This is a genomic window from Bacillus altitudinis 41KF2b, assembly GCF_000691145.1.
Taxonomy (GTDB): Bacteria; Bacillota; Bacilli; order Bacillales; family Bacillaceae; genus Bacillus; species Bacillus altitudinis.
This window is the reverse complement of record NZ_ASJC01000004.1, coordinates 77042-94175: the sequence shown is the minus strand read 5'-3', so window position 1 is coordinate 94175 and position 17134 is coordinate 77042. Positions and strand designations below refer to the sequence as shown.

The 17134-nt window shown below is 40.8% G+C and carries 18 protein-coding genes; 5 read left to right on the top strand and 13 right to left on the bottom strand.

All coding sequences use genetic code 11. The features are described from left to right. Positions 1 to 27: 27 nt before the first annotated feature. Positions 28 to 702, top strand: a complete 675-nt coding sequence (locus BA79_RS08785) for a VWA domain-containing protein (protein WP_026050166.1) — start codon at positions 28 to 30, stop codon at positions 700 to 702. A gap of 51 nt (positions 703 to 753) precedes the next feature. Here BA79_RS08785 and BA79_RS08780 read toward each other — a convergent pair whose 3' ends face one another. Together BA79_RS08780 and BA79_RS08775 are read right to left on the bottom strand one after the other, a co-directional pair. Continuing rightward, positions 754 to 3102, bottom strand: coding sequence for an FdhF/YdeP family oxidoreductase (locus tag BA79_RS08780; RefSeq protein WP_035702302.1), 2349 nt, complete (start codon positions 3100 to 3102; stop codon positions 754 to 756). A gap of 82 nt (positions 3103 to 3184) precedes the next feature. After that, positions 3185 to 4450, bottom strand: coding sequence for an L-lactate MFS transporter (locus BA79_RS08775; RefSeq protein ID WP_035702299.1), 1266 nt, complete (start codon positions 4448 to 4450; stop codon positions 3185 to 3187). 134 nt (positions 4451 to 4584) lie between these two features. Here BA79_RS08775 and fdhD point away from each other — a divergent pair, with 134 nt between their 5' ends. Continuing rightward, a complete protein-coding gene (gene fdhD, locus BA79_RS08770; protein WP_035702296.1) occupies positions 4585 to 5373 on the top strand; it encodes a formate dehydrogenase accessory sulfurtransferase FdhD in 789 nt (262 codons plus the stop codon). A gap of 10 nt (positions 5374 to 5383) precedes the next feature. After that, complete coding sequence (gene moaA, locus BA79_RS08765; RefSeq protein WP_019743254.1) at positions 5384 to 6391, top strand: GTP 3',8-cyclase MoaA; 1008 nt, start codon at positions 5384 to 5386, stop codon at positions 6389 to 6391. A 254-nt stretch (positions 6392 to 6645) separates the two neighbouring features. Here the strand turns inward: moaA and rpsN are convergent, their stop codons facing one another. The 5 genes from rpsN to BA79_RS08740 all read right to left on the bottom strand — a co-directional run bounded on the left by rpsN (position 6646) and on the right by BA79_RS08740 (position 9646). Next, the gene (gene rpsN / locus BA79_RS08760) at positions 6646 to 6915 is read right to left on the bottom strand and encodes a 30S ribosomal protein S14 (protein ID WP_008343369.1); all 270 of its coding nucleotides are present in this window, start codon (positions 6913 to 6915) and stop codon (positions 6646 to 6648) included. 16 nt (positions 6916 to 6931) lie between these two features. Then, complete coding sequence (locus BA79_RS08755) at positions 6932 to 8128, bottom strand: GTP-binding protein (protein ID WP_035702292.1); 1197 nt, start codon at positions 8126 to 8128, stop codon at positions 6932 to 6934. 80 nt (positions 8129 to 8208) lie between these two features. Further along, positions 8209 to 8358 (bottom strand): 50S ribosomal protein L33, encoded by a 150-nt coding sequence (gene rpmG, locus BA79_RS08750; protein WP_003214771.1) that lies wholly within the window; start codon positions 8356 to 8358, stop codon positions 8209 to 8211. A gap of 140 nt (positions 8359 to 8498) precedes the next feature. Continuing rightward, the gene (locus BA79_RS08745; protein WP_007497598.1) at positions 8499 to 8921 is read right to left on the bottom strand and encodes a DUF5362 family protein; all 423 of its coding nucleotides are present in this window, start codon (positions 8919 to 8921) and stop codon (positions 8499 to 8501) included. Positions 8922 to 9148: 227 nt separating this feature from the next. Continuing rightward, positions 9149 to 9646, bottom strand: a complete 498-nt coding sequence (locus BA79_RS08740; protein WP_017360024.1) for a GNAT family N-acetyltransferase — start codon at positions 9644 to 9646, stop codon at positions 9149 to 9151. A 127-nt stretch (positions 9647 to 9773) separates the two neighbouring features. Between BA79_RS08740 and spoIIQ the strand changes: the two genes are divergently transcribed. Beyond that, a complete protein-coding gene (gene spoIIQ / locus BA79_RS08735) occupies positions 9774 to 10670 on the top strand; it encodes a stage II sporulation protein SpoIIQ (RefSeq protein WP_008343344.1) in 897 nt (298 codons plus the stop codon). 85 nt (positions 10671 to 10755) lie between these two features. Here the strand turns inward: spoIIQ and BA79_RS08730 are convergent, their stop codons facing one another. The 5 genes from BA79_RS08730 to BA79_RS08710 form a co-directional block, all read right to left on the bottom strand. Then, positions 10756 to 11103: a P-II family nitrogen regulator gene (locus tag BA79_RS08730; protein ID WP_007497589.1), complete on the bottom strand. Its 348-nt coding sequence runs from the start codon at positions 11101 to 11103 to the stop codon at positions 10756 to 10758. Between the two features lie 18 nt (positions 11104 to 11121). Continuing rightward, positions 11122 to 12330, bottom strand: a complete 1209-nt coding sequence (locus BA79_RS08725; protein WP_017368194.1) for an ammonium transporter — start codon at positions 12328 to 12330, stop codon at positions 11122 to 11124. A gap of 192 nt (positions 12331 to 12522) precedes the next feature. Continuing rightward, the gene (locus tag BA79_RS08720) at positions 12523 to 13263 is read right to left on the bottom strand and encodes an amino acid ABC transporter ATP-binding protein (protein WP_035702289.1); all 741 of its coding nucleotides are present in this window, start codon (positions 13261 to 13263) and stop codon (positions 12523 to 12525) included. Between the two features lie 10 nt (positions 13264 to 13273). Continuing rightward, positions 13274 to 13951 (bottom strand): amino acid ABC transporter permease, encoded by a 678-nt coding sequence (locus BA79_RS08715; protein ID WP_081826985.1) that lies wholly within the window; start codon positions 13949 to 13951, stop codon positions 13274 to 13276. Positions 13952 to 13992: 41 nt separating this feature from the next. Beyond that, the gene (locus BA79_RS08710; RefSeq protein ID WP_035702284.1) at positions 13993 to 14880 is read right to left on the bottom strand and encodes a transporter substrate-binding domain-containing protein; all 888 of its coding nucleotides are present in this window, start codon (positions 14878 to 14880) and stop codon (positions 13993 to 13995) included. A 176-nt stretch (positions 14881 to 15056) separates the two neighbouring features. Between BA79_RS08710 and BA79_RS08705 the strand changes: the two genes are divergently transcribed. Then, entirely contained in the window at positions 15057 to 16448 is a 1392-nt protein-coding gene (locus tag BA79_RS08705) for an MFS transporter (RefSeq protein WP_035702282.1), read from the top strand. A gap of 33 nt (positions 16449 to 16481) precedes the next feature. On the opposite strand, the gene BA79_RS08700 is transcribed toward BA79_RS08705, so the two are convergent. After that, positions 16482 to 17081, bottom strand: coding sequence for an undecaprenyl-diphosphatase (locus BA79_RS08700; RefSeq protein WP_008343330.1), 600 nt, complete (start codon positions 17079 to 17081; stop codon positions 16482 to 16484). Between the last annotated feature and the right edge of the window lie 53 nt (positions 17082 to 17134).

Below are 17134 nucleotides of genomic sequence, written 5' to 3'. Positions count from 1 at the left end.
ACAAATGAAAAAAAGGGAGATTTTTTAATGAAAAGAAATATTATATTAACCATTTTAGCGAGTCTTGTTCTGCTTCTTTCTTCACCAGCTCATGCTGTAACGAAAAAGGAGCCTGCTCACGTGGTGATTTTACTTGATTTAAGCGGAAGCATGGCACAATCAGTTGAAGGCGAAAAGAAAATTGATATCGCAAAACGCTCGATCCAAAGTTTCGCAAGTATTTTATCAGAAGATACACAAGTCTTGCTTCGTGTTTTTGGTCATGAAGGAACGAATAAAAATGCAGGAAAAGCCGTTTCTTGTGCAAGTTCCGAAGCAGTTTATGGATTTGGAACATATGAGCAAGCAGCCTTTCAACAAGCGCTGAATGTGTATGGTCCAACAGGCTGGACACCACTTGCCAAAGCATTAACTGATACGAAACAAGATTTTGAAGATCACCAAGCTGAAGGGAAAAATATTGTATATGTTGTCAGCGATGGTGAGGAAACATGTGGCGGAAGCCCATCACAAGCAGCGAAGCAATTACATGAAGAAGGTATTGACACAATCGTCAACATCATTGGCTTCGATGTAAATGAAAAAGAAGCAAAAAGTCTAAAATCTGTTGCCAAAGCTGGTGGTGGACAATATCAACCAGCAGCAAATGCAGAAGAATTGAATCATATTCTTCAAAAAGAAGCGAACTCTTTTGGTCAATAGGATGTGAATAGACAGCTGGGGAGAAACCCCCAGCTGTTTTTTCATAAAGGATCAATTTAAAGTCGTTTCTAATTCATCAATCCGTTTCTCCACGTAGTGCTGATCTTTTCTTGCATGAAAGGTTTCGGCTTTTTCTAATATCGCGGTGGTATTGTATTCTGGAATCTGGGAATAGCTTTCGTAAACTCCTTTTGGTATTAACACGTTTCCTTCAGGCCAATAAACTGCAATATTTCCACGTTTCAGCTCTCCGAATTGAGCAACTCCTTGGTAGGATCCATATTGATTGAAAAGGACAACAGGATCGCCTTCTTGGACGTAAAGCTCTTTCGCATCTTCTTCATTCATCAAGATAGAATGCCGCTTTCCACCATTAAAGGCATCCTTTTCACTGTAAATCATAGAGTTGAATTGCTTGCCTCGTCTTGTCGTGATATTGAAATGCCCCTCAGTTTTTCGATATTGGGGCAGCTGTGCTGGGAGCAGGTGTCCTTTTCCATCCGGTGTTGGACACACCCCATCTTCGCAAAGCCATGCGCCACCCCATTGAAAGACATCCCCTTTATGACGCAAATGCTGGATCCCATCATAGTTCCGATTTGCGATGGCAATCTCACGACGAATGTCTTCAGCATGGTCAAAATGAATCAGCTTCGCATCTTCTGGACGAACCCTTTTTGCTAGGTCAATATAAATGTCCCATTCAGCTCTGGCTTCTTCAATGCGTGGCCCTTCAATTTCCGGACTGAAATACACCATGCGTTCCGTACTGGTTGATGTACCGCCGCCTGGCTGTTCATATCTTGTCATTGCAGGCAGAACAATCACAGTCTCTTCTGCTTCTACCAGTGTAGAGGTGTTCAAAATAATATCTTGATGGACACGGAGTTCAAGCTCGGATAGTGCTTTTTCAATCGCTTCAGGATTTGGCATTGTTTCTAAAAAGTTTCCACCGCTAGTAAACAGCATCTTCAGCTTTTGCGGGTGTTCTTTTGGAAGAGCCATTTTTTCAAATGATTGCCCAATCGTGTCACCATGCCATTTTGGAATATCAAATCCCCATATCTTCTCGATTCTTTTAATATTCTCTTCATCAAAATCACTGCCGGGCAATACGAATGGATCGGCACCCATTTCGCCTGAACCTTGGACACCGCTATGGCCACGAATAGGCATAACGCCACAATGTTTTCTGCCAATAAACCCGCGTAACATGGCAAGGTTTGCGACTTGTGATATATTATCAGTGGCAAAGCGATGCTGAGTGAGACCCATACTCCAAATAAACACCCCTGAATTGGCATTGGCAAGCAGTACAGCGAATTCCTTCATTCTTTCTTTAGATAAGCCTGACGATGCTTCGAGATCCGCCCATTTTAACTGAGTGACATGCTGCTTTACATCTTTTATGCCGGTTGTATGCGCTTGGATAAATTCATGGTCAAGAGCGGAATGGGGCGCTTGCTCCTCCATATCAAACCAATGTTTGATGACACCATTCATAAACGCAATATCGCCGCCTATATTGACTTGATAAAAATCATCCGCTATTTTTGTGCCGAATAAAGCACTTTCTGGAATAGAAGGGACCCAATATTTTTCCATTGCAGGCTCTTTATATGGATTGATGACAATGATTTTGGTTCCTTTCTTTTTAGCGGCGTACATATATTTAGTCGAAACCGGCTGGTTGTTTGCTGCAACAGAGCCCCAAAATATCAATACATCTGTTCCAATCCAATCACTGTAATTACAGCTGGATGCACCTATACCCAGGGAGCGTTTAAGAGCGGTTTTGCTTGGTGAATGGCAAATACGAGAAGCATTATCGATATGATTTGTTCCAATAAATCGCGCAGCTTTCGCCGCAGTATAGTACACTTCATTCGTAATCCCTCTAGCCGTTAAATAGAAAGCAAGCTGACGTTTATCAATCGATTTGATTTTAGCGGCGATTTGATCTAATGCACCATCCCAAGAAATGCGTGTAAAGGCATTCTCACCTTTTTTTCGAATCAGGGGATAAGGAATACGCCCAAGTTTTCGAAGAGACGTGCTATCCATTTGTTTGAGCCGCTCAATATCTTCGAACCATTTTGGATCAATAGCTGGCATTGTGTTAAGCCGTAGCACATTCAGTCTTGTTGTGCATATATGGGGTCCTGCTAGTGTTTGATCGTATAAACCTGATACACCAAGAGCGCAGCCGTCACAAACGCCCTGAGTCAATATACGGTACGCATAGGGGAGGTTATCTTTGTTCTCCCATGCCACTTTCATTGTGTCTCGAATGTGTTTCGGTTTTACTTTTCCAAGCCCCATAGGAGCAAAAGAGGCCCATAGCTTTGGTGAGGGTTTTTTGTTGAGTTTAATAGGCCCCTTGTGTTTTGTTTTTCCCATGATATCGCCACCCTCCTATCACTTTGTAAAGCGTTTTCATATCTAAAAATTACCTGTAGATTGTCATTCTGTCAAATTCATCTTAAGAGCGGACCGTGACAGAAGAAGGAGCAGTAAGATTTGATTCACGAAGTTGTTTAATATCCTTCCGAATGAGAAGAGATATGATAAACGCAATGAAAAATAGGCCAGAGAAGACCATGAGACTTTGTGTGTAATTGCCTGTAATGTCACGAATAAAGGAGGAAAATAAAGGTCCTGCTAAACCAGCAGCGGCCCAAGCGGTGAGAATATAACCGTGTATGGCACCTAGCTGCTTCGTACCAAATAAATCTCCGATATAGGCTGGAATTGAAGCAAACCCTCCTCCGTAGCACGTATAAATGATTGCCATCACGATTGAAAAGATGAGCGGTTCTTTTAAGTAGGGAAGTAAGGGAAAAGCAATGAGCTGTATAGTAAAGAAAATCGTATACGTATTTGGCCTTCCGATATAATCAGAGAAGGATGCCCATCCGATCCGTCCTAGCCCATTAAAAGCACCTAAAATTCCAACAAGAGTAGCTGCTGCACCGGCCGTGAAACCAACACTTTCTTGAGCAAGTGGTGATGCTACAGAAATAATAGCAATTCCGCATGTGATATTGATAAAGAGCATGATCCACAAATAATAAAAGCGCCGTGTTTTAATGGCTTCATTTGCGGTGAGCTGTGATAAATCTTGAGGAATTTTCCTTTGGCTTGTTTTTAGCACGTTAAATTGTTTGACATCATCAGGTGTTGGTGGTGATAAATAAAGAGATGAAACGACCATGATGATAAAATAAGAGATTCCGAGAATATAGAAGGTATTTGCAATATCAACTTTTTCAATGAGAAATTGAATAATGGGACTGCAAATCAGAGAAGCAAATCCAAAACCCATAATGGCTAAACCCGTTGCGAGTCCTCTTCGATCTGGAAACCATTTGACTAATGTTGATACTGGAGCAATATAACCTACACCTAATCCGATTCCAGCGAGTACACCATAAAATAAATAGAGGAGAGGTAATGAAGACATGTGGACAGCAAACCCTGATCCAGTCATCCCAATGCCGAAGAAAATAGCTGAGAAGAGCCCTGATGCCCTCGGCCCATACTTTTCAACGAAATGCCCCATGAAGGCAGCTGATAAACCTAAAAATAAAATAGCAATGCTAAATGTCAGGCTTATTTCTGTTAATGACCATTGAAAGGTTTGATGTAAAGGATTCGTAAAAACACTCCATGCATAAACAGATCCGATAGATAAATGAATCCCCACAGCACTTGTAGCGATCAGCCAACGATTTTTTGTTTTATTCATTGTGTTCCCTCCATATAAAGCAAACAAAAAGTTTGATAAGATAGAAATATGTTACATTTTTATGACTTTTTAAAATAATATCACAATTCGTCTGGTTCATATAACTAAATTTGTGTTGAAAGGAAGATCAGATCATGAATCCTTCTGTTAAAACGAAACGACGCATACACCAATATCGCAAAGGTCAAATGACATGTAAAACAGATGAAGTTGTAGAAGAATTCCCTTTAACCGTGCTGGTGAATGGTGAAGAGTTTGTCACACTCGTTTGTTCACCAGATCATTTGAAAGAATTGGTGATCGGTTTTTTAGCTTCAGAAGGAGTCATTCGATTTGAAAAAGAGATTAAAAGGTTTACAATAGATGAAAGTATGGGTTTTGCATATGTTGACTTACATCACTCAACTCAGTTCCAATCCTCAGATTTTACAAAACGAGTGATCGGATCTTGCTGTGGGAAAGGAAGACATTTTTATTTTCTCCAAGATGTGAAGACGGCAAAAACAGCCATTGACCGAATCAGTATTTCTGCTGAAACTTGTATTCATTTAATGAAATGTTTACAGGAGGAAAGTCAGTTATTTCAACATACTGGTGGTGTCCATAATGCTGGACTGTGTGATACAGAAAAGCTATTCATCACTAGGACGGATATAGGACGGCATAATGCGTTGGATAAAATCTATGGATATTGTTTACTTCATAAAATCCCACTGAGAGATAAAATCCTTGTATTTAGCGGCCGGATATCATCTGAAGTTCTGTTGAAGGCAGCAAAATTAGGGGTATCAATCGTCATATCAAAATCAGCTCCTACTGAGTTAGCACTTAAAATGGCAGAAGAATTAAATATAACAACAGTTGGATTCGTAAGAGGAGAATCTTTTAATATCTATACTCATCATCAGCGTATTACAGAATAGGAGGCTAAGTATGGTCAGTATTTTGGATAAAAGACATCGACCATTGCGCGATTTAAGAATATCCGTAACAGATCGCTGTAATTTTAGATGTACGTACTGTATGCCTGCTGAAATCTTTGGACCAGATTATCCTTTTTTAGATAAAGAAGAGCTGCTTAGCTTCGAGGAAATTGAACGACTTGCTGCGCTTTTTGCAAAGGAATTAGGTGTAGTGAAATTACGTATTACGGGTGGTGAACCTTTAATGCGTAAAGATTTGCCCGTTTTGATAGAAAAACTCGCAAAAATTCCAGGTATTGAAGACATCGCGATGACAACCAATGGAACGCTGTTACCTTTGTACGCAGATAAGCTAAAGAAAGCAGGTCTGAATAGAGTCACCATTAGTTTAGATTCTTTAAATCCAGATCGTTTTAAGCAGATGAATGGAAGACACATTTCTATCCAAAAAGTATTTGATGGGATAGATGCTGCAAAAAAAGCTGGACTTGCTATTAAGATCAATATGGTTGTCCAAAAAGGTGTGAATGATCAAGATATCTTACCAATGGCAGCCTATTTTAAAAAAGAAGGACACATTCTACGATTTATTGAATTCATGGATGTTGGCAATACGAACAAATGGAATCTCAAGCATGTATTGACGAAAAAAGAGATTATGGAGCTAATTCATTCAAAATACCCTATCAAACCAGAACCCCCTCGATATCAAGGTGAAGTAGCCAAGCGTTATTTTTATGAGGATGGGTCAGGAGAGATTGGCATTATTTCTTCCGTTTCAGATGCTTTTTGTGGATCGTGTAATAGAGCTAGACTATCTGCACGTGGCGAATTATTCACCTGTCTTTTTGCATCATCGGGCTTTGATCTGAGACGATTCATCCGTAATTCAGAAAATGATGAATATCTAGTGAACATATTGAAGGAACTTTGGTCAAACAGACAGGATCAATATTCAGCTGAGAGAGAGCAAAAGAAAGATCAGAAAAAAGTTGAGATGTCCTACATCGGCGGGTAATGACAACAAAGTATCATGATCATCGATTTTTGAAAAGAAGAGAAAATGCTATAATCACTGTTGAAAATCTTCTTTTAACATCATGACAATTTTTCCTATAAGCTCATCCCCATAAAAAAACAGCAGAGATTCTGCTGTTTTTTTAAAATGCTATTTTGCACCTCAAAATTGACGGAGTAAGGATGAAAAAAAGATTTTTATTCATTTTGTCCTGCTTTACATTGACAGGAACTATGCTAAGATCAAATCAATCTTTACCAACTCGATTTTTTCACTCCTGGAATCTGTCCTTTATAGGCAAGCTCACGAAAAGCAATTCGAGACATTTTAAATTTTCTCAAGTAACCTCTAGGACGGCCAGTTAATTCACAGCGGTTTTTTAAGCGAGTGGGTGAAGAGTCTCTAGGTAGTTTCTGCAAAGCTTCATAGTCACCTTTTTCTTTTAGCTCTTTCCTTAATTGTGCATATTTCAAAACGAGCTGCTGCCGCTTTTTTTCTTTTGCTATTTTTGATTTCTTTGCCATTTAAAACCCTCCTGGTTTAAGTGTGTATGTTCCATTGAAAGGGGTCTTCAAACGTTGTCCAATCTTGATCAAATTCTTCAGGTGTGAGTAAGCATTGATCTAGTGTACGAATAATATCTGCTTTAGGTAAATCTACACCGATAAAGACAAGTTTTGTATGTCGATCACCAAACTCTGCATCCCACTCATCTAGAATTTCTGGTTCCTGATTTAAGATCCGTGATCGTTCTTGCTCAGGTAAGGCAGCAATCCAGTATGCGATTGGTTCAATTGCCACAGATTTTCCGGCTTGTGAAATTAAAATGGTTAAATCATGATGTGTCGCTAGCCATGTAAATCCTTTCGCTCGAACGATTTGCTCTGGCATTTGATCTAACCAAGCATTCAGTCTGCCAGTATGAAAAGGAAGCCTTCTTTCATAAACAAAAGATGAGATTTGGTATTCTTCTGTTTCAGGCGTATGCTGAGAGTGTCCAGCATTAATTTCTTTGATCCAGCCCGCAGAAGCACTAGATTTTTCAAAATTGAATAAACCAGTATTCAAAATATCACTAGGCTGTACATTACCTTTAGAGGTTCTAATAATGGTTGCTTCTGGTTGAAGTTTGGTTAGCACATTCTCAAGCCGATCTAGTTCTGATGCCGATACAAGATCACATTTATTGATAATGAGCACATCACAAAATTCAATTTGATCAATAAGTAAATCGGAAATCTCTCGTTCATCATCATCTGAAACTGCTTCTTTACGATCCAATAAACTTTCTCCTGACTGGAAATCTGTCCAGAAACGGTTTGCATCTACCACCGTTACCATCGTGTCTAATCTGCAAAAACGTGTCAAATCTATGCCCATTTCTTCATCAATGTAAGAGAAAGTTTGAGCGACAGGAATTGGTTCACTAATACCTGTAGATTCAATGACAATATAATCGATATTCCCAGCCTTACAAAGGCGTTCTACTTCAATTAATAAATCTTCTCTCAATGTGCAACAAATACAACCATTAGATAGTTCAACCAGTTTCTCATCTGATCGAGAGAGTTCGCCGCCTTGCTTAACTAATTCCGCATCAATGTTTATTTCACTCATGTCATTGACAATAACAGCTACTTTTAGGCCTTTACGATTTTGAAGAACATGATTTAATATCGTGGTTTTTCCAGCTCCTAAAAAGCCGCTTAGAACTGTGACAGGTATTCTTTTATCCATTTGATTTAGTCCTTTTGAACATGCTCATTTTGTATGCCGCCTCACTTATATAGTAATGATTACGATTTAAATATTAAAAATTATTTTGTTTCCCGATGAAGGGTGTATTTCTTTAATCGTGGAGAATATTTTTTTAACTCCAATCGGTCTGGATTCGTTCGTTTATTTTTTGTAGTGATATAGTTTCTGTCACCTGTTTCAGTACAGGCTAAGGTGATTTTCACGCGCATAATTGCTATAATCCTCCTTTATTTCGTAATGATTACGATTTGTATTTTAAAATGATAAAGGCTGATTGTCAAGTTTAGTATCAAGTCTATGCCAACTCAAATAAAAAAGGGGTATCGTATTTCATTGATACCCCTTTCTATTAATAAAAGTCACCAAGTTCTTCTTCGTAATAATCTTCGTACTGTTGGACATCGGTAGGGAGTTCTTGGAGGAAGGCTAGCCCGCCTAGTATAAACATCAAAACGATCGCGATGAATGAGAGAATAACGGCGGCAATACTTGAAATCGCAAACAGTGTTTGCATTTTCATCATCTTAGCATATTGTTCCAATAATTCTTCGTAAGAAGTATCAGGCGCTTGAATCAATTGTTCAGCTGCTTTCACGGATTTTTGGACATGTATTCCCATCATGATGAGAAAAACGCCAATGGCAGCAGGAAGAACAAGCCAAAACCCACTGAGGATGGATAGACCACCTGAAATATAGAGAAAGATGCTCCCAACCTTTCCCCACTTTGTTATTGAATGAAGAGATTGAATGATTTTCTCAGTTTGTTGCAATTGTGTTCACTCCTTTATGTACTCATTCTTTATCATACTGGAGCATGTAGTACTTTAGGAAGAGTGAATGTTGATCAATTGATTTTTTTCATCATTTATTTACTTTTTATGATAATTAAATGATTTTCAAGCTATCAATCTGAAAAGAAGACAAAGGGCTAAATTAAAGTTCGATTTAGCACTTTGTCAACAATCTAAATCGTCTCTTTCTTCAAGAGACGCTCAGTTTATAATTCTTTTCCTAAAATATCTAAGTCGTACCGATTGCCGTCCATTTCTGCGATGCGTGGCAAATGTCCCCAAGTCTCAAATCCGTGCTTCTTAAATAATTTGATGCTGGCTTCGTTGTGGCCGAAAATAAAGGCAAGTAACGTTCGGATGCCTAATGAGGGTGCCAATTCGAGCGCCTCTTGTAAGAACAGTGACCCTAAACCTTTTCCTCGATAGTTTTGGTTCAAGTAAATACTCATTTCAACAGTACCGTTGTATGCAGGTCTGCCGTAAAACGTTTCAAAACTGAGCCAGCCGTAGATATTTCCTTCCTCATCTGTTTTCACATAGAGAGGACGTTTCTCTGAATGATGCAAAAACCACTGACGGCGGTCTTCTACTGTAACAGGTTCTGTATCGGCCGTTACTTCTCTTGAAGCAATCGTTGAATTGTAGATATCGACGATCTCTTTGAGGTCATCTTCTGTTGCCATGCGGTTGAAAGTTTTCACCATATGTACCCCCATCTTTTTTCATTCATCATACATATTATTGATGCGATTGCGCAAAATAAAAAGAAAAATAATTTCGTGTGTATATATTTTTTGAAAAGTGTTCAGAATGTTGCTGAGGTGATGAAAAATGAGAGAGGAAGAAAAGAAACGTACTTCCAAAATCACAAAAGTTCAGCAATTTTTCCGTAAGCGCTGGGTATTCCCTGCTATTTACTTGGTCAGCGCAGCGGTCGTGTTAACAGCCGTTCTTTGGTATCAAGCTGTATCGAAAGATGTGAAAGACCAACTATCTGATGGAAATCAAACAGGACAAGAACAGCGTGATGATGCCGTTGAAGTTGGAAAGCCAATTGAAAATGTTGCTATGCCGGTCCAGAATTCTGAGAATGTTTCTGTCGTGAAAAAGTTCTATGAAGCAGATGCTGATCAAAAAGAAAAAGAAGCAGCACTTGTAAACTATAATAACACCTATACCTTAAGCAAAGGTATTGATCTTGCAGATAAAGATGGCAAAGTGTTTGATGTCACAGCTGCTCTTAGTGGAACAGTCGTTCAGGCGAAAAAAGATCCAGTTCTCGGTCACGTTGTTGAAATTGAACATGAAGATGGATTGTCTACTGTTTATCAATCGTTGTCTCAAGTGAGTGTAAAAGAAGGCGATGAAGTGAAACAGAATGATGTCATCGGTGCTTCTGGTAAGAATCTATATGGTGCTGAAAGCGGCAACCATGTTCACTTTGAAATTCGTATGGAAGGTTTAGCGCTTAATCCACTTAGCTTCATTGATAAGCCTGTTTCTTCCATTGAAAAAGCAGCGCAAGAAGTGACGGAAGAAGCAAAAGAACCTGCTCAGCCAAAAGCTGATGACAAAATGAAGGAACCTGCTGCTGACGATAAGGCAAAAGAGCCGACTGAAGAAAAATCTGAAGATAAGTCTGATGAAAAGGGGAAATCCTCTGATCAAGAAAAGTCTTCAGATTCCTCTAAAGACCGCAGTCAGTCAGAAGAAACAAAACAATCTTAATGTCATGTCAGATCCTCTGTGTAGATAAATGCACAGAGGTTTTTTTCTGTCTTTAAAAAACCTCCGCCATATGGCGGAGGGGATGCTATAAGGCGGCAGGTCCTTCTTCACCTGTCCGAATGTTGATTGTATTTTCTATCTCATATATAAAAATCTTCCCATCCCCTGGTTCTCCTGTACGAAGTACCTTTTGAGCCGTTTCCACGACCTGTTCAACAGGTACTTTGCTTAAGACGATTTCGATCTTTAAACGTTCGTACACATTGCTTTCCTTTTTGACGCCACGGTATAGTTCCGTATGTCCCTTTTGTAATCCGCAGCCGTGCACATTGGAAAAGGTAATCGAGGTGACACCAATCTTTCCAAGCTCCACCTTTAATGTTTCAAAATTAGCTGGACGTGTGACAATCTCCACTTTATACATTTTGCTCATAGAGACACCCCTTTTTCTTTAATCTTGATATGCTTTTTCGCCGTGCATCGTTAAATCAAGACCGACTGATTCTTCTTCTTCAGTTGCGCGAATCTTGAAGAAGATGTTGACGACTTTGATGATCACATATGTGACAACTGCAACAAAGACGTATGTGGCCACGATGGCGACAACTTGTTTCCAAAGTAAGCTTGGATCGCCATAAAATAAGCCGTTGGCTCCGCCATCATTGACAGATGTAGTGGCGAAAAGGCCTGTAGCAATGCCTCCCCAAGTACCGCCGATTCCGTGGAGACCGAATGCATCCAGTGCATCGTCATAGCCGAACCTGGCTTTGAGTGAATAGACGCCCCAGAAACAAACGATCCCGCCGATGATTCCGATGATGATCGAAGCGAATGGTGTGACAAAGCCTGCGGCAGGTGTAATCGCTACTAGGCCTGCAATGGCTCCAGAGATTGCACCTAGCATCGTTGGTTTTTTGTTGATCATCCATTCGACTAACAGCCAGCCGATGATTCCTGCAGCAGCTGCTGTATTGGTGTTAATAAAGGCATACATGGCGACACTATCTAATGTGAGGGCACTTCCTACGTTAAACCCAAACCAGCCAAACCAAATCACAGCTCCACCAAGAAGTGTGTAGATCAAGTTATGCGGAGAAGAACTTGCCGCTTCTTTTCGCTTCCCGAGAACAATGGCTACGACTAGACCAGCCACACCGGATGATATGTGGACGACGTTTCCACCGGCGAAGTCAAGTGCTCCCATTTCTCCAATCCAGCCGCCGCCCCATACCCAGTGTGCGACTGGAGCGTATACAAATGTGACCCAAAGGAGTGTAAACACGACCACCGCTGAGTAACGAATACGTTCAGCGAACGCACCAGAGATAATGGCTGTTGTGAGGACGGCAAAGGTCATTTGGAACATCATGAACAATGAATGTGGAATCGTGTCACTATATGAACCAGGTTCAAAGCCAACGCCTTTTAGTCCAACCCAGTCAAAGCCTCCGATCCATGCATTGCCTGGCGCAAAGGCCAGTGAATAGCCAAACACGATCCAGACGATAGAGACAATGGCTAGTGAGGTTAAGCTGTGCATTGTCGTACTTAACACGTTTTTACTTCTCACAAGTCCTCCGTAGAATAAGGCTAAACCCGGTGTCATTAACCACACGAGTAGTGCGCAGAAGAACATAAATACTGTATCACCCATTTGCATGCTGCATTCCCCCGAATCATTCAGAATTAATAGATTTCTTAATTCTTCATTATAGAGAGAAAAGTCATATATAACATATTCATGTAAGTTTATCTAACATGGTTTTTGGTCATTATCAATATAAATGGATGAAAAGTTCGTAAAAAATGAGAATAAACGTGCATGAATCACGAAAAATAAAGGGCGTTTGACCTATAAAATCGAACTGAGAAACAATTTGGTTCGCTCCTCTTGAGGAGAATCAAATAATTCTGATGGGGTACCTTGTTCGACGATTCGTCCTTCATGCATATAAACAACTCGGTCAGCTACTTCTTTTGCGAAGCCCATTTCATGAGTGACGATGACCATTGTCATGCCTTCTTTGGCAAGACTTTTCATGGTTTGCAGCACTTCGCCTACAAGCTCTGGGTCCAGCGCAGAAGTAGGCTCGTCAAATAACATGACATCGGGCTTCATGGCGAGAGCTCGTGCGATGGCAACGCGCTGTTTTTGACCGCCTGATAGCTTTGAAGGGTACACTTTTGCTTTATCCGCTAGTCCGACTTTCTCTAATAAGACATTGGCTTCAGTTATCGCTTGTGCTTTCTTTGTTTTTTTCACCATGACTGGTGCTTCGATGATGTTTTCAAGCACGGTTTTGTGCGGGAAGAGATTAAAATGCTGAAACACCATGCCTATTTTCTGCCTCATTTTGTTTAATTGATCTCGTTTTGGATGAACGGGACTGCCATCAATGATGATCTGACCGTCATTTTTTATTTCTAAAAAATTCATACAACGGAGCAAGGTGCTTTTTCCAGAGCCGCTTGCACCAATTAAGACGACGACATCATTTTCATATACAGTGAGATCGATATCTTTTAAGACATGCAGCTCTCCAAAGTATTTATTCAGTTTTTCAACACGAATGATCTCTTTTGATTCTGTCATGCTTCTCCTCCTAATGATCACTGACTGAAAGTTTCTTCTCAACGGTTTGCACAGCGAATGTTAACAGCAGGACAAGAACTAAGTAATAGACAGCCACGACAAGTAAGTACGTCATGTTGTCAAAACTGTTGGAACCTTGAGTGGTGGCGATGTTAAAGAGTTCATTGACGCTGATGAAGGCGGCAAGTGAAGAGTCTTTTAAGCCGATAATAAACTGATTGCCAAGAGGGGGGAGGGCGCGCCGCATCGCTTGCGGGAGAATGATACGTCTCATGGTTAGAAATCGCCCCATGCCAAGAGAACGTCCTGCTTCTTTTTGACCTTGATCGATTGATTGAATCGCCCCTCTGAATATTTCTGCTATATAGGCACCGTTATGGAAGGCAAGCGCAATAGAGGCTGCCCAAAAGTCGGGTATATTTAATTCTGTCAGCCCAAAATACAGGATAAAAATCTGCACAATGAGTGGTGTCCCGCGTACAAGGAAGATATAGGCATTTGCAATATATCCGAAAACGGTCACGCGGGATATTTTTAGTAAGGCAAAGAAAAGCCCGATGAACATGCCGATGAAAATACTGATGACAGTGAGTTGTAAGGTGAGCAACATTCCTTCTAAGAAAACGCCTCTAGAATCAATCAGCGTTTGAAAAAAATGTGATAAGGTAGGCAAAACAATCATCTCCATTTGAAGAAAGTGCGCCTAGAGAAAGGCGCACAATCGTGGTTTTAATCCTGTTTGACGGTAATATCTTCGTCAAAATACTTTTCGCTAATTTGTCTTAATGTTCCGTCTTTTTTGAGTGCATCAATCGCATCATTGATCTCTTTCATGAGTTCTTTATTGTCTTTAGAGACAGCGATTGCTTGCTCACTTTGCCCGAGTCTTTCTTGTGCTTCAATTTTAAGTTTTTTCTTCATGGCTTCTGCACCTGTGGCAAAATCAGTGACGACCGCATCGTGTTTGCCGTTGGCTAGTGCTTCTAAAGCGACAACATCACTGTCGTAATATTTTGGTTCCTGCCCGCTATGTTCTTTGGCAATATCCGCATAGGACGAACCTTTAGAGACAGCGATTTCTTTGTTTTTTAGGTCATTTGCACTGTGAATGTCTGCGCCGGGTCTTGTGAAGATTTGCGGACCGGAGTAGTAATACGGTTGAGAAAAAAGGACGTGTTTTTTTCGTTCCTCGTTGATGGTATGACTTGCAACGGCCGCATCAAATTTACCCGCTTTGACGCCTTCGACGATGCCTGCGAATTTATATTTTTTCTGTACAGGCTCTAGGCCCATCTTGTCGCTAATCGCATTGCCGACATCAATATCAAAGCCGGACATCTGGTTTCCATCCATGTAACTGAATGGGTGGAATTCACCTGATGCTGCAAAAATAAATTTCCCATCTTCCAAAATCGGCGACCCTTTCGCTGTAGAATTACGTTTATCTCCGTTCCCATTTGTTTCATTTGAACCGCACGAAGACAGAAGTAATACTGCAACCGAGAAAAGGGCTGGGACCCAAAACCGTCTTTTTTTAATAATAAGCTTCTCCTCCTTTTCAGCCGTTCTCCGTATAAGGAGAAAGTAGGCTTTTAAATATGTGTAGCATGTTACCATTTGTTCCTCATATTCTCAATTTTATATGCGCTTTTCCAACACTTGCCCTTTTTAGAATGTATGTCTTGCTTTTCGGAGAGAGAACTTGAATTGCTAAGGGTAAAAAAGGGAAATGAATCTCATAATAACGAGGAGATAGACAAAGAACGTGTATGTCAAAAGAAGGGGGCGGGTGTATGATCAAATGGAAAAACAATCGAAAAGTCTTTTTAACGGCGATTGCTTTTGGAACGATGTTAAATCCACTGAATTCCTCAATGATTTCTTTAGCCTTGCATCAAATTCAGCATGAGTTCGGTTTGTCGTTTACGACGGTATCTTGGCTCATTTCAACCTTTTATTTGGCCAGCGCGGTCACGCAGCCGATGAGTGGACGAATTGGAGATCATGTGATGAGCCGGAGAACTTTATTTTTATTTGGACTAGTTCTAGTGGCAGTCTCAGCCATTTGTGCGCCGTTTGCCCCGACTTTTGCGGTGCTGATTGTAATCCGGCTTCTTCAGGCGATTGGAAGTAGTGCGATCTATCCTTCAGGTGTTGGACTGATTCGGGATCATGTGAAGGAACGACAAGCTTCTGCTTTAGCGGTATTGTCTATTTTTGCTTCAGCGATGACAGCACTTGGTCCGACACTTGGCGGGTTTTTGATGACGATCGGCAGCTGGCCGGCGATCTTTTTAGTGAATCTGCCATTCATATTGATTAGTTTTTTTCTAGGCCTTTCCTTGTTTCCTAAGGAGAAAAAGAAAAAATTGCGTATCGGAGACACTGTCCGAAAGCTTGATTTGCCAGGGATGTTTCTATTTACAGTTTGTATTGTCCTTTTGCTTTCTTTTTTATTATCACTATCTGATGGTATTCAGTATGTGCAGGGCATTCTCTGTCTTGTGAGTGCGGGTGCTTTTATATGGTGGGAGCATCAGGTGGATGAGCCATTTATCCAAATTCGGATGTTCAGGCAGGAGAAACGGCTTTCACTTGTGTATGTGCAATTTATCATTTTAAATATTTTCTTCTATTGTCTCTTTTTTGGCTTGCCAAGTTATTTTCAGGATGAATTGGGCTGGCGTGTGGAGATGACGGGTCTCTTTATGCTTTGCATGTCTGGCGTGAGCATTATGGTATCGCCGCTGACTGGCAAGTGGGTAGATCGCGGCGATGAACGGCATCCTGTTTTGGCAAGTGCTGTGCTCATGCTGGCCGGCGCTTCCGCCATGACTTTCTTTTTTATTCCTGCGCCATTCTGGGGGAAAGGACTGGTTCTTGCTTTGCTTGGACTCAGTTACGGGATTGGAAATGTTGCGCTTCAAGCTGCGATGTTAAAAGCGAGCCCTCAACAAATGATTGGCACGACCTCTGGGCTTTTTCAAACATGCAGGTACCTTGGTTCCATTCTGTCATCTGCCGTGCTTGGCATGCTGTTTGGTGAGGAAATTGCAGGTTCTCATTTTGACCAATTAGGCTGGACATTGATCATGATTTCTCTTGTCGGCATTAGCGTCAGCCTTTATTTTTCGAGTATGGTCAGAGGAAAACAAACAATGAAAAAAGCGGCTGGGATAAAGTAGAAGAGAGGTCTTCCATACTTTATCGCAAGCCGCTTAAGAGTTGGACAGGTCTGATCCTTGGTCCTTTTGCTTCCTTCTGAAAATTTTGCCCACAATGTTCTCGTAAAATGTCACGATACGGTCAATTGGAGAGTCAAAGAACTTCCATAATTTATTCATGATAAAGACAACCACAATCGATACGATCAAGCTGCCTAATACATCAAATGGATAATGATGACCGACCCAGATGCGGGAGAACCCTGTCAGTAATCCAAAAACCAGCAAAATATTGCCGAGTTTTTTATTACGGGATCGAATGGCTAGTGAAAGAGCCAGTGCACCTGTTGTATGGTCACTTGGGAAGGAAGCGTCTGCTGAGTGCGGGATGAGTGTGTCGACTTTGTGCGCCACAAACGGCCGCTCTTCATAATAAAACAGCGTAATGGCAAAATTGACGATGAGTGCCACGATGCCTGTTACACCAGAAAAGAAGACATGCTTCTTAAATTTGTGATTACCTAAAAACCAACAAATCAATAAGACGAGGGCATATACGAGAATGGCCTTTTTCGTAATGAAAATCATGGCCTGATCTAAAAACTCAGAATGATGAGCCATCCCGTGTATGACTTTAAACAATTCGTAATTCAAAACATCACCTATACTTTCGCTTAACGCCAACTATTTTTCAAAAGACCTATCTG